This is a genomic window from uncultured Nostoc sp. (assembly GCF_937863485.1).
Classification (GTDB): domain Bacteria; phylum Cyanobacteriota; class Cyanobacteriia; order Cyanobacteriales; family Nostocaceae; genus Nostoc.
Genome location: NZ_CALMFY010000122.1, coordinates 18,718 through 31,160, shown reverse-complemented (window position 1 = coordinate 31,160; position 12,443 = coordinate 18,718). Strand labels below are relative to the sequence as shown.

The window sequence follows — 12,443 nt, the reverse complement described above, 5'->3', positions numbered from 1 at the left end:
TCAAGTTTTATTACTTCAGGAAAGCTGATAAAAGTTATTAGTTTTGCTTATTTAAGAGTTAAATTGAGTGTTTGCAGGTGTTCCAAACACATTGAACACAGAATTTATATAGGTTTACTCTGGTGTCAGCGCTGAAAAGATAAAATAGAGTTGTTATCGACTCTGAATAGAGAGTTGATATTGATTACTACCGAAATTAGGAGAAGAGGTGTGACATGACAATTACTTTAAATCACACCATAGTGCCTGTACATGACAAGCAAGCATCAGCAAGGTTCTTTGCAAAAATTTTTGGTTTAAAGGTCGAGGTTCCCGTTGGTTACTTCGCTGCTGTACATATAAATGATGCACTGACGCTCGACTTCGCCGACGCTGATGCGTTCGAGTCGCATCATTATGCATTCCATGTCAGTGATGAGGAATTTGATGCAATTTTTGCACGTGTCAAAGACGCAGGTATTGAATACAGTAGTGACCCCATGCATCGAAATAAAGGACAAATTAACCACAGGAAGGAAGGTCGTGGCTTCTATTTCTATGACCCTAATGGTCATAACCTAGAACTGTTGACTCGTGCGTAGATTTTTGACATCAAGTCTAAAATCTAAAATTGGCACAGTCAATGCATTACTTCTTTACTAAAAAATATGCTGTAGCATACTCAGGCAATTGCGTGATATGCTGCCCAAATTGTTTTTTATTCTTAAAAATACCTGCCAAAAAATCGAGTTGATAAAGATTGGGTAAAAATGCTCCGCCTGTATCAGCTATAACTCCCATTTGCAGATGTTTGCGACCACCTTGAGTATGCTCAATCACAACCACTTTACCTAAACCGATGTTCAAAACATCTCCAGCAAAAGTGACTCCGGGTTTGATAGAGATTTTTGCATCTATTTTGTATCCATAGCCTTTAATAGCATCAACTTCTCTAAAATACCAATAACGCTTTTGTGCTGTTGCCTTCAATCCGCGAATATAAGACATTCCATTATTTCTATCTACATTAAAAAATGCCTTATAACCATCTGTAAAATTAATCAGGATTGTTCCTTCCATAATTGCTTCTTCTAAGCCATTTCTGGTCAGATAAGCGAGACTTGTAACTTTTCCAAATTCTCTACCACCTGGTTCATAAATGCCGGACAAAACATCTTGCTTTGTGTATCTAGTGTAAAACTTATCGTTATTAGAGTTTTCTTTTAAGCTATAAATGGGTGTATTAAAAGTAGAAGTTTTATTGCGAGAACCGGAGTGAGTAAAGACAGCATATTCGGTAATTCGTAACTGTTTTAGCTGTTTATTATTTGGGTTGTAGGCAGACCATTTAATGACTCGAAAATTATTATTGATAAATTTAGGGTCTTGTAAACGAGTAGCTCGATTATTAGCAATATCCTCCTTTAAGACAACAATCATAAAATCTAAAGTTTTGAGAACATCTTGCACAGTAACCCCTTGAGTGGCAAGTATTCCTGTACGCAGAATATCTGGGTCTTCTGAAGAGTAGTCTTGAAAATATTTTCTAGTATTAACAAGAACGGTTAATAAATCTCCTTGAGGGAAGTTAACCTTACTACTTGGTAATTTCCCTGGAGTAACAACCTGGCTACCATTAATCCTAAATTTATATTTTTTGAACTCATCGACAACTGGATAGGGTGCAGATGCTGATATTAAATCCGGCTGAGATGAAAAAGCGTTTTGCTTCCCAATAATCTCACTAGATGTTTGTTGAGCAACAAAAGCATTTTTAAATTTTGATGTGAGGGAAATTTGTGATTGAAGTGGGGCAAAATTTTCTTGCAGAGTAAAGGACTGATCTTGTTGAGCTAGCTGTTTAGTTTTTAACTGAGTATATAGATGGCTACTGGCTAAACTGACAAGTAATAAAGCAGCACAACCTACTGTCAAGCGAAATTTTTGGTTGAATAGGATCTTCATAGCTTGGAAAATCAATTTCTAATGCTAAATAATCAACGTTATGTTTCTATCACCTCACGCACTAATTGCGCCAACTTTTCGGCACTATCGGGAACTGCGATCGCCTTTGCTTTTTCCCCCATCTTTGCTAACTCTTGCGGTGACTGCAACAAATTTAATACATTACTTTGCAATGCTTGTGCTGTCAATTCCGATTGCTTCAGTGTTAACGCCGCACCAGCCTTTGTAAATACGTCTGCATTATAAGATTGATGGTCTTCTGCGGCAAAGGGGTAAGGAATCAAAATCGCTGGCGTTCCACACACTGCCAATTCTGTCAAGCTACCTGCGCCAGAACGACTAATAGCAAGAGTTGCTCGTTGCAACAACGCCGCCATATTGTTGTAAAAAGGTAAGGCTATGTACTGTGGATGTTTGAGACTATCGGCTTCTGGATCGCGATCGCCAGTTAAGTGTACTACATAGACACCAGCATCAAACCAAGCGTTTGCAGATTCGCGCACCAACTTATTAACCACAACTGCACCTTGGCTACCACCAAATACGACAATTAAGGGAACACCCTCAGGAATGGCTAAATCCAAGGGTGCATCAATTGTTCCATCAAGAAATTGCGATCGCACAGGAGTGCCAACACAGACATTTTTTGCACGGGGTAAATATTTAGCAGCTACTTCAAATCCCAAGGCTACCGCATTACACCAAGGGCCAAAAAAGCGAGTTACTTTACCAGGTATTGCGTTAGATTCGTGGAAAACCACGGGTAAACCGACGGAACGCGCCGCAATAACTGCTGGCCCAGCAATGTAACCTCCTGTGGTAAACACCCCTTGAAAATTTCCCTGTTTGAGAATTCGTCTAACTTCCAGAATCGAAAGGGCAAGTTTACCCAAGGTGCGAACCGAGGAGAGTCCAAACCCTTGCTGAAACCCTTCAACTGCAATAGTATTCAAGGGATACTGTTTGGGGACAAGTTGAGTTTCTAGCCGATTGGGTACTCCCAGCCATTCTATTTGATAATCTGGAAGTTTTTCTGCCAGTGCGATCGCTGGAAACAAGTGTCCACCAGTCCCACTGGCAGCTATTAATAATCGTGTCGGTGCGTTTGCCATCAAACCTTTACCGTTTAGCGCCTAGCTTAACTAAGATAAAACAATTTCCTTACTTTCTCTCATCAAATCAGTAAACTCTTACCAATGACTAACATTATTACCGCCTTAGTGAGACGCCAACTCAGATTTCCAGCAAATATCTGGATGGTTTCCTTCCTGCTAACCCTTGGTTTAACAAGTGGTTGGGAACGCACTCAAGCGACGACACCACAGCAATTAGTCCAAGCCACTACAGCCCAAAATGCACCAGCCAATCTGAAAAACCTGTTGACGCAAGTTGATGCAGCCGCCAGCCAGGGCGATGTCAAAGGGGTGTTGCAATACTACAGCCCCAATTTCACTCATGGGGATGGATTAAACCTCCAAACTCTGCAAAAGTCTTTGATTTCACTTTGGCAACGATATCCCAAATTGCAATACAGCACGAAACTGCTATCTTCAAAATCTGAAGGCAATGGGATTATTGCTGAAACAGAAACGAAGATAACTGGCTTACCCTCCGGTAACAGCAATAATTTGGCTCTTAATGCCACGATTAAATCGCGTCAGCGCATTGTAGGTGGAAAAATCATCCGCCAAGACGTTTTGGCAGAACGCACCCTACTTACCTCTGGCAGCAAGCCGCCCCAAATTGATATTAAATTACCACAGCAGGTACTAGTTGGTCAGAAGTATAATTTTGATGCGATCATCCAAGAACCACTTGGTGATGATTTTCTACTAGGAACGGCGCTAGAGGAATCTATCCAACCAGAGAAATTTCTCAACCCCACACCCGTGGATTTGGAATTACTGACATCTGGCGGACTGTTTAAAACGGGACAAGCACCATCTACCCCTGGTAGCCAATGGGTTTCTGCTGTCATCCTGCGGGGTAATGGGATGACAATGGTGACTCAGCGCCTGCAAATAGTGAAGAAGTAGAGACGCGATTAATCGCGTCTGTACAAGAGTTAGAAGGAGAGACGCGATTAATCGCGTCTGTACAGGAGTTAGGAGTTATAGACCGACTGATGATAAATTATGAACGATGAAACTTCTGCTAATTCATAATTCATAACTGTTAACTCCTCACTCCTAACTATCCTAATGACTTCTCTACAAAATCAAATCATTTTGATCACTGGTGCAAGTAGTGGTATTGGTACTGCTTGTGCCAAAATCTTTGCTGGTGCTGGTGCAAAATTAATCCTAGCGGCACGACGGTTAGAACGTTTGCAGCAGCTAGCAGATACTCTCAGTAAAGATTTTAGTACTGAAATTTATTTGTTACAACTAGATGTGCGCGATCGCAACGCTGTTGAATCTGCCATTTCTACTCTCCCCTCTGCCTGGTCTGACATCGACATTCTCATTAACAATGCTGGTCTAAGTCGTGGTTTAGACAAGTTGCACGAAGGCAGCTTTCAAGACTGGGAAGACATGATTGATACTAACGTTAAGGGTTTACTTTACCTTTCCCGTTATGTCGTTCCCGGAATGGTGAGTCGCGAGCGCGGTCATGTGGTAAATTTAGGTTCCATTGCCGGACATCAAACCTATCCCGGAGGCAATGTCTACTGTGCTACCAAAGCAGCTGTGAGAGCAATTTCTGAAGGTTTAAAACAAGACTTGTTGGGAACGCGAGTCCGTGTAACTTCCGTTGACCCTGGGATGGTAGAAACGGAATTTAGTGAGGTGCGCTTTCACGGAGATACTGAACGCGCCAACAAAGTCTACCAGGGAGTTACACCCCTGACAGCAGATGATGTGGCTGATGTGATATTTTTCTGCGTGACGCGATCGCCCCATGTCAATATTAATGAAGTTGTGCTGATGCCTGTTGACCAAGCTAACGCTACCCTAGTTAATCGGCGAACATAAAAGTAACCTCCTTAAGGCGATCGCATTTCTTCAGATGGTTTTAAATCAGGCGATGTCTACGACGGGCTATTTGGCGTCGCTTCTCACTATTTTTCTGCACCTACACTTAACGAGGCAAAATATCATCTAAGCGAAGTTGGAGACTAGGCAAAAGCGGTGAGTTAATTGATTGGTTCAGCCGATATTTTTGTTGAGTATAAATGTCTTCAACCAGTTGACAGACAGTAAAGGTAGGTTGTTTGGGTTTACCAATAAATGCCACACCGCCTAATCCTCGATAATCCACAATCCAATATTCAGGAATGCCTAAGAGGGCATATTCCTCAACCTTGCGAGCATAGTCAGTTTCCCATTTGGTGCTAACAACTTCAACCACCAGTTTAATGGATCGCCCCAGTGTAATTACAGGTTTTCGTTCCCAAAGGGGTTCACGGTTGAGAACAGTTTCATCAAGAACTACGACATCAGGACGACGAGCTGTAGCTGCATCTGCAAAGGGGTAAATTAAACAAGTGCGAGGAATAAACCAGGGAAGTTGTTCTGCAACAAGGTAGATACCAATTTGGGTTGCAAGTTTGCCACTCACCGTTTCGTGCCGGCCAGTGGGTTCCATATCAATTAGTTCTCCATCTGCCAGCTCATAGCGGGGATTATCTCGGTATTGAGAGAGAAAATCTGCAAAGGTAAGGGTTTTTGCAAAGATATATGTCATCAAGTCAATGCCCTCTTCAATCAACCATGATAATTACCCCCCGACATGAACGCCAGGACGCCTGTGGGGATTCTTTTCAGCCCGACGGAGTACTTCACGGGTGACCACAGCAATATCACCCTCCCCAAACAAGATAAAACGCAGTAAGTATTGTATAGGGTTGCCCTCAACCCAGCCGAAGTAGGCATGGGGAATCTTACCTGTTTGGTCACGAATATAGAGCAGTAAAGCCGCGATCGCATTAGGTACTGCTGCACTTTCAGCCCGGAGGATGTGGTAATCACCAACTTGCACCCCTTTTACTTTGATGACATCCGCAAATTCCGAAGCATCGGATACCTTAATTTCTAGAAACAGAATTGGATCGTTGGATGGAATATGGTTGTCCTCGCGTACCTCTTTCTCTTTCATAAAATACTCTAGGACATCGCCCTTATTCAACCGATTTGCAATCAGCCGGATTGCTCCCTGGCTCTCTTCGGCAAGGAATTGACCAGCAAGTTCGTCAACTTCGATCCGCTCTGTTCGCAGTTCCGTTGAACGCCAAACACGAGAAACCAGCGAGGTAAAAATGATCGCCCCGATGAAAAACCCAGCGATCCTAATCCCTTCTGGTCTTTCGATGATATTGACAACAGTAGTATATATAAACAACAGTGTGATGATTGCAAAGAGGAGTCTTGCCCGCTTCTCTCTGTGACGGTGGGCTGATAGGGTGACGGCAAAGGCTGCTGAGGTAATCAATACAAGCACACCAGTTGCGTAAGCCCCACCTTGGGCTTCCACATTTGCCCGGAAGATAATTGTGACCACAAAAGCGATCGCTGTGTAGACTAACACTAAAGGTCGCGTTACTCGGGCCCAATTGGGTGCCATGCCATAGCGTGGTAGGTAGCGAGGCACAATATTCAGCAGCCCTGCCATTGCAGATGCACCTGCAAACCACAAAATGGAAATAGTACTTAGATCGTAAATTGTGCCAAAGACATTGCCTAGATGCAGATGGGCTAAATAAGCAAGGGCGCGTCCGTTGGCTTTGCCCCCAGATGCAAATTGTGCAGCGGGAATCAGGAGAGTGGTTATAAAGCTGGTGGTGAGCAAAAAGAAGCTCATAATCACAGCAGCAGTGGTGAGCAGCTTGCGTGTATTCCGAAGCCGCCCTTTGGAATGCTCTTGAGTGTCAGTGCTGCTCCCTTTTACCAGACCCATAACGGTCACGCCAGTCTCAAAGCCTGATAATCCCAGTGCTAGCTTAGGGAATATCAAAAGAGCGATACCGATTAGGATCAAAGGGTTGGAATGGCTGGCAAAAAGTGCAGTCTGCCAGTTAGCGATCGCTTCAGGGTGAGTTAGAATCTGATACAGACCGACGCCAACGACAATGAAGTTTAACACCAGATAAACTCCCACCAAAATTACTGCAATACCAATTGCTTCTCGGAAACCTTTGAGGAAAACTGCACCTAGTAATGCAACTAATACCAGGGTGATTGCGATCGTCTGATTGTGAAGCCAATTTGGAGCCAGCGGATTTTCAATGATATGGGCTGTAGCATCAGCAGCCGATAAGGTAATGGTAATAATAAAGTCGGTTGCGACAAAGCCGAGTAGGCACAGCACAAGTAATTTGCCTTGCCACCAGGGGAGCAAACGCTCTAACATTGCGATCGACCCTTCACCATGAGGGCTTTCGGCAGCAATGCGCCGATAGATTGGTAATGCTCCAAAGAGCGTCAGCAAAACCAGAACCAGGGTAGCCACAGGAGAAAGAGCGCCAGCTGCCAGTGCTGCAATCCCAGGTTGATAACCAAGAGTCGAGAAATAATCTACACCAGTCAAGCACATCACCTGCCACCAAGGATGCTGGCGATGTATTTCTTGCTTGCGGTGAGGTCTTTCCTTCCCTCGTCGGTCTTCTTGAAGCAACCAGCGGATTAACTGTCTGCTGAGGCGTTTTGTTGAAACAATTGATTTAGCCATCAAATACGGTTGTGTTGCAAAAGTCGGCTTTGTGATATTTTTAAGCTTTCGTAGTTTATTAAAATTTGGAACTACAAATATATAGCACTATTATTGTATGTTAAGCATCCTGTCCAATTTACAAAATATATAGTAGCTGCTAGTAATTGTCTGGCGGATCAAGATAAATAGCAGCTTATGGTATGGGAAGAATCAATCTTGTCTCTGTATATTTTCGGATGAAAGCTTTCGCATCCTTAGCATCTTCAAGCTGCATTAGTTCTAAAAAAGGCGCTGCGAAATAAGTCAGGTATGCAATTAACAAATCTGCCCTAAGTGGATGTTTGAAAAGTCGCAAAGTATACTATAAACCCCGCTTCCATTCCTCTCTTCCATAGGGAGAGAGGCTTTGAAACCCCCATTCCCGCAGATCATGCCGCTGCGCGAATGTAGGGAAGGCTTGCTCGGAGGGTTAACTTTGAGAGGCTTTGATGTTACCAAAAATACTTTTAAAATACCAAGACGAGTAGCGAAGCGAAACATCGGCATTAATCCCCACCCAAGCATTTGAGGTGTGGGACACAGGCATTACTGTATTCGGCCCCTGCTTTGCCTCTCCCTGTCTCTTCATTGACCAGAAACAAAAAGGTACAAGCCCCTAAATTTATTTATGGGGTTCAAAATGTTTGAATGAGTGACTTTTGACTTTTGACTTCCCCAAACGCAAGAGCGTCCCGTAGGGAAGGGGCTGACCTATGCTTTCGCCACATCCCACTTACCACAGCGATCGCGCCATTCACAAAAATGGATCAAGTCGAGCTGATGAGGCTGTATGTTTACAAGGCATATACTATGGTGCTTTCTTCTATTTCTTCCTTGTAAATCGATATATTTTCATATAAGGCCAATCAACCTCTTCTTCCAAGTTATATAAATCACTCATTTCTCTTTTAAAAACATCTTTTAATCCCCAATAAAATTCGCGATTAGTTATCACAAAAACTGAATCTGCATTTTTGGTTATTGTACTAACTTTTTCTGCAAGATTTTTCCCTTTCATTGTTCTGAGAATATATTCTGGTGCATATAAAGTCGAATAATCTCCATAATATTGGAATAATCTAGGCTGTCCAAAAAACAATACAGATTTGGCTGATTTATCTTGATGTTGTAAAAGGTAGTGAACAGCCGAGCGGTAGTCGTCTTTCGCATAGGCTGGATTTAAATAGTATTGAAAATTTGAATAAACATTCATAATTACCAAAAAAACAGTAGCTAACTTGGCAAACTGAGGCAATATATCAAGTTTATTCTGACGGTAAGAGTTATGTAGAAACGCTGATGGGATCAGAATAAAAGCTGGTATACATAAATAAAAAGAGTGACGCGGTAGCCAATTGATTTTGGTCACCAAAGCAAAGATAAAAGCTATTAAAAATGATGTAACTAAAAGAGATGTAAATAAGTAATCAGCCTGTTGATATTTTTTTATCTTGTGTTTTTTCAATAAATTTGTTACTAAAGCTATAAAAATTACACTAATCACAATAATAAGAATTAGGAAATGGGGCCAGTAACTAAGTAAAACCTTTATCTTTTCCTCACCCCGTAATTGCTCCAGTGGCGGCCCATAGGATGTGCCAACTAATATACCGTAGATTACAAAAAGAATGTTTTGAACTATGGGTAATCCAGTCCGAGTAACTACAGTAGCTGTCGGATCAGATACAGCAGGTGAAGACAAGTAGAACCAAATCATTGGAAAAGAAAAAATTACCGCAGGTATCCACCATTTGATCCATTCTTTGAAGTTTTTATAAACAATAGCATGAGATAAACTCAGGGATAAACTAAAGATTATTGTCAAAATACTGCCAAAAGTTCCTATGGCAGTAAAGATTCCAAAAAGCACTTGTGAAATAATCTTATTACTCTTATCTCCTTTAATTGAATGACTAAAAAAATATATCTGAAGTGTGGTTATAAATATTAATAATGCATAAGGTCTGGCATCTTGGCTGTAAAACACGCTGAAAGAACTAACAGCAAGGAGCATGGACGACCATAAGGCATGTTTTTTTCCATAAACACGTAGGCTAGTCAGGAATATGGCAATTACTGAGCCGACTCCCACCAAAGCTGAGAGCGATCGAATGGCAAATTCACTATCTCCAAAAGCTGAACGCCAATAGAACAAGACCAAATAATAAAGTGGTTGGTATTTGTCACCAGCTTCTCGATTTATAATTCCGGAGAGATTTTCTTGAAAGGTTCTACCATCAGATAAAGCTAGACTCCAACCTTCATCAAACCAAAGACTTTGATTTTGCAACAAATAAAAACGCAGAAAGATGCTAATTATGATAATAATAAAAACAAAAAAATAGTATTTTGACTGTCTCATATCAATTTCCAAAGCACTCGTACACGAAATATGCAACTTTCTCAGCATGAAAATCCCACCCTATAGTTGAGTGAGAGATTGTAATTCTTATATCTATGGTGGGGTGGGACGAATTTTATCTACAGAAGACTTTATCACAGGAAGGAGTATTTTGTTGTGTGGATGATCTAGTCACTACAGCAAACCTTTAATATCATGTCCGCTTAAAGACTTATCATTTAGACTGACGCCCTGAGTTGTCTGAGTGCCAGCTTCCGGCGTTGGCGTAGCCCGTCGCAGGCATCAGAACTTGGAGAAACGTAAAGACATTTTAATCAGAAATGATTTGCCGGACTAATATAAAATCTCTAGCAGATGAGTAGGTAAATTGGCATGAGTGAAGCTACAGAAACGATTTTCAGCAAAATCATTCGTCGGGAAATTCCCGCTGATATTGTTTATGAGGATAATTTGGCCCTGGCATTCAAAGATATCCATCCCCAAGCACCCGTTCACATCCTCGTCATTCCCAAAAAACCCATTGCGACACTAGCTGATGCTCAATCTGAGGATCATGCTCTGTTGGGGCATCTTTTCTTAACCGCCAAACGTGTTGCTGAAGAAGCTGGACTGAAAAATGGTTATCGAGTTGTCATCAACACTGGTGATGACGGCGGCCAAACAGTCGATCACTTACATGTGCATATTTTGGGAGGACGGCAGTTGAGCTGGCCCCCTGGTTGATAAAACCAGATGAATTGCGTCTTTAGACGCGGTTCATCACTAAAAAATCACTGTCATAATCAATACTTATGTAATATTTATTTACAAATCTCAATCAATCATTGATTCTGAAGGTCGAGTGATTGCGACTTGGGCAGATGTAATCAACCGCGCTAACCTGAGTATGGAAGTAATGCACGAGCGCAACGCTCACAAGTTCCCCTTAAATTTAGCAGCAGGTGATTTTGCTCTTGTAGCTCTAACTACTCCTGCTATCAACGGTTAAATAGTAAAGATTAGCTAAATCAAAAAGCGCTCTCCCAGATTGGGAGGGCGCTTTTAATTTAAGTTAGCAACAGATGAGGTATTTACCAATATAGAGTTGGATAAGAACTCAGAGACGCTGTTGGATAAATACTAAAAAATAGCGAAAAATTATACAAGAGCAAAAACAAACTTTTGCAAGAACTCTAGGTAGAATACATAAGCCTTACCTTTTTCCTCAAAATCATGGGCAACACTTTTGGTCATCTATTTCGCATCAGTACTTTTGGCGAGTCTCACGGCGGCGGTGTGGGGGTTGTGATTGACGGTTGTCCTCCACAACTAGAAATTTCGGCAGAAGAAATTCAAGCAGAACTAGATAGAAGGCGTCCCGGACAAAGTAAAATTACGACCCCTCGCAAAGAAGCGGATACTTGCGAGATTTTATCGGGGGTATTTGAAGGCAAAACACTAGGAACGCCTATAGCAATTTTAGTACGTAATCAAGATACTCGTCCCCAAGATTACGACGAGATGGCCGAGAAGTATCGGCCTTCTCACGCGGATGCAACTTATGATGCAAAATATGGCATTCGCAATTGGCAAGGTGGAGGTAGGTCATCAGCGCGTGAGACAATTGGAAGAGTAGCAGCAGGTGCGATCGCTAAAAAAATTCTCCGTCAAGTCGCCAATGTTGAAATTATCGCTTACGTTAAGCGCATCAAAGACTTGGAAGGTGTAGTTGATCCAAATACTGTCACCTTAGAACAAGTGGAAAGCAATATCGTCCGTTGTCCCGATTCGGAATGCAGCGATCGCATGATTGAATTAATTGAGCAAATAGGTAGACAAGGTGATTCTATCGGCGGTGTAGTAGAATGTGTGGCACGAAATCTGCCGAAAGGGTTGGGCGAACCAGTATTTGATAAATTAGAAGCTGATATCGCTAAGGGTGTCATGTCTCTCCCTGCTAGCAAAGGTTTTGAAATTGGTTCCGGTTTTGGGGGAACGCTGCTAACGGGAATTGAGCATAACGACGAATTTTATATTGATCAAAATGGTGAAATCCGCACACTAACAAATCGTTCTGGTGGTATTCAAGGGGGAATTTCCAACGGGGAAAATATCATTTTGCGAGTTGCATTTAAGCCGACAGCAACAATTAGAAAAGAGCAGAAGACTGTAACTCGTGAGGGTGAAGAAACGCTATTAGCAGCGAAAGGACGCCATGATCCTTGTGTATTACCGCGTGCAGTTCCAATGGTTGAGGCAATGGTGGCGTTGGTGCTGTGTGACCATTTGTTACGGCATCATGGGCAGTGTAAGGTTTTGTAGGTACACAAAAATTTTAAATAAAAGTAGGGTGTGTTATGCCGTAGGCTAACGCACCTTGAACTGTTGATGGTATCGTCCTCTCGGAGATAACGCACCCTACATTTAAAATTATTAACATAGCTTAAAATATTAGCGCCACTTACTTAAT

General features: G+C 42.1%; 10 protein-coding genes and 1 pseudogene. 6 read left to right on the top strand and 5 right to left on the bottom strand.

Annotation, left to right across the window (positions count from 1 at the left end; translation table 11 throughout):
- The first annotated feature begins 215 nt into the window (after positions 1 to 215).
- Positions 216 to 581 carry a VOC family protein gene (locus Q0541_RS16660; RefSeq protein WP_298912093.1) on the top strand — a complete coding sequence of 122 codons (366 nt, stop codon included), beginning with the start codon at positions 216 to 218 and terminating at the stop codon, positions 579 to 581.
- A 46-nt stretch (positions 582 to 627) separates the two neighbouring features.
- On the opposite strand, the gene Q0541_RS16655 is transcribed toward Q0541_RS16660, so the two are convergent.
- Positions 628 to 1,944 carry a hypothetical protein gene (locus Q0541_RS16655; RefSeq protein ID WP_298912102.1) on the bottom strand — a complete coding sequence of 439 codons (1,317 nt, stop codon included), beginning with the start codon at positions 1,942 to 1,944 and terminating at the stop codon, positions 628 to 630.
- 38 nt (positions 1,945 to 1,982) lie between these two features.
- The gene (gene murG / locus Q0541_RS16650) at positions 1,983 to 3,056 is read right to left on the bottom strand and encodes an undecaprenyldiphospho-muramoylpentapeptide beta-N-acetylglucosaminyltransferase (protein ID WP_298912090.1); all 1,074 of its coding nucleotides are present in this window, start codon (positions 3,054 to 3,056) and stop codon (positions 1,983 to 1,985) included.
- 84 nt (positions 3,057 to 3,140) lie between these two features.
- Here murG and Q0541_RS16645 point away from each other — a divergent pair, with 84 nt between their 5' ends.
- The gene (locus Q0541_RS16645) at positions 3,141 to 3,980 is read left to right on the top strand and encodes a nuclear transport factor 2 family protein (protein WP_298912087.1); all 840 of its coding nucleotides are present in this window, start codon (positions 3,141 to 3,143) and stop codon (positions 3,978 to 3,980) included.
- A 165-nt stretch (positions 3,981 to 4,145) separates the two neighbouring features.
- Positions 4,146 to 4,919, top strand: a complete 774-nt coding sequence (locus Q0541_RS16640; protein ID WP_298912084.1) for an SDR family oxidoreductase — start codon at positions 4,146 to 4,148, stop codon at positions 4,917 to 4,919.
- 106 nt (positions 4,920 to 5,025) lie between these two features.
- On the opposite strand, the gene Q0541_RS16635 is transcribed toward Q0541_RS16640, so the two are convergent.
- The 3 genes from Q0541_RS16635 to Q0541_RS16625 all read right to left on the bottom strand — a co-directional run bounded on the left by Q0541_RS16635 (position 5,026) and on the right by Q0541_RS16625 (position 9,994).
- Positions 5,026 to 5,631 (bottom strand): Uma2 family endonuclease, encoded by a 606-nt coding sequence (locus Q0541_RS16635; RefSeq protein WP_298912081.1) that lies wholly within the window; start codon positions 5,629 to 5,631, stop codon positions 5,026 to 5,028.
- A gap of 33 nt (positions 5,632 to 5,664) precedes the next feature.
- Positions 5,665 to 7,611 (bottom strand): amino acid transporter, encoded by a 1,947-nt coding sequence (locus tag Q0541_RS16630; protein WP_298912078.1) that lies wholly within the window; start codon positions 7,609 to 7,611, stop codon positions 5,665 to 5,667.
- Positions 7,612 to 8,455: 844 nt separating this feature from the next.
- The gene (locus Q0541_RS16625) at positions 8,456 to 9,994 is read right to left on the bottom strand and encodes a glycosyltransferase family 39 protein (protein WP_298912075.1); all 1,539 of its coding nucleotides are present in this window, start codon (positions 9,992 to 9,994) and stop codon (positions 8,456 to 8,458) included.
- A gap of 372 nt (positions 9,995 to 10,366) precedes the next feature.
- Here Q0541_RS16625 and Q0541_RS16620 point away from each other — a divergent pair, with 372 nt between their 5' ends.
- The 3 genes and pseudogenes from Q0541_RS16620 (at position 10,367) to aroC (ending at position 12,295) form a co-directional block, all read left to right on the top strand.
- On the top strand, positions 10,367 to 10,717 hold the full coding sequence (locus Q0541_RS16620) for a histidine triad nucleotide-binding protein (RefSeq protein ID WP_298912072.1): 351 nt from the start codon (positions 10,367 to 10,369) through the stop codon (positions 10,715 to 10,717).
- 88 nt (positions 10,718 to 10,805) lie between these two features.
- Positions 10,806 to 10,982, top strand: a pseudogene (locus Q0541_RS16615) (photosystem II q(b) protein); the annotation flags it as partial.
- Between the two features lie 224 nt (positions 10,983 to 11,206).
- Positions 11,207 to 12,295 (top strand): chorismate synthase, encoded by a 1,089-nt coding sequence (aroC, locus tag Q0541_RS16610; RefSeq protein WP_273764169.1) that lies wholly within the window; start codon positions 11,207 to 11,209, stop codon positions 12,293 to 12,295.
- Positions 12,296 to 12,443: the final 148 nt, after the last annotated feature.

Excerpts from the sequence above, each read along its gene's own strand:
- murG (WP_298912090.1), bottom strand. The coding sequence starts at position 3,056 with ATGGCAAACGCACCGACACGATTATTAATAGCTGCCAGTGGGACTGGT.
- Q0541_RS16620 (WP_298912072.1), top strand. The coding sequence starts at position 10,367 with ATGAGTGAAGCTACAGAAACGATTTTCAGCAAAATCATTCGTCGGGAA.
- Q0541_RS16635 (WP_298912081.1), bottom strand. The coding sequence starts at position 5,631 with ATGACATATATCTTTGCAAAAACCCTTACCTTTGCAGATTTTCTCTCT.
- Q0541_RS16625 (WP_298912075.1), bottom strand. The coding sequence starts at position 9,994 with ATGAGACAGTCAAAATACTATTTTTTTGTTTTTATTATTATCATAATT.
- Q0541_RS16660 (WP_298912093.1), top strand. The coding sequence starts at position 216 with ATGACAATTACTTTAAATCACACCATAGTGCCTGTACATGACAAGCAA.
- Q0541_RS16640 (WP_298912084.1), top strand. The coding sequence starts at position 4,146 with ATGACTTCTCTACAAAATCAAATCATTTTGATCACTGGTGCAAGTAGT.
- Q0541_RS16655 (WP_298912102.1), bottom strand. The coding sequence starts at position 1,944 with ATGAAGATCCTATTCAACCAAAAATTTCGCTTGACAGTAGGTTGTGCT.
- aroC (WP_273764169.1), top strand. The coding sequence starts at position 11,207 with ATGGGCAACACTTTTGGTCATCTATTTCGCATCAGTACTTTTGGCGAG.
- Q0541_RS16645 (WP_298912087.1), top strand. The coding sequence starts at position 3,141 with ATGACTAACATTATTACCGCCTTAGTGAGACGCCAACTCAGATTTCCA.
- Q0541_RS16630 (WP_298912078.1), bottom strand. The coding sequence starts at position 7,611 with ATGGCTAAATCAATTGTTTCAACAAAACGCCTCAGCAGACAGTTAATC.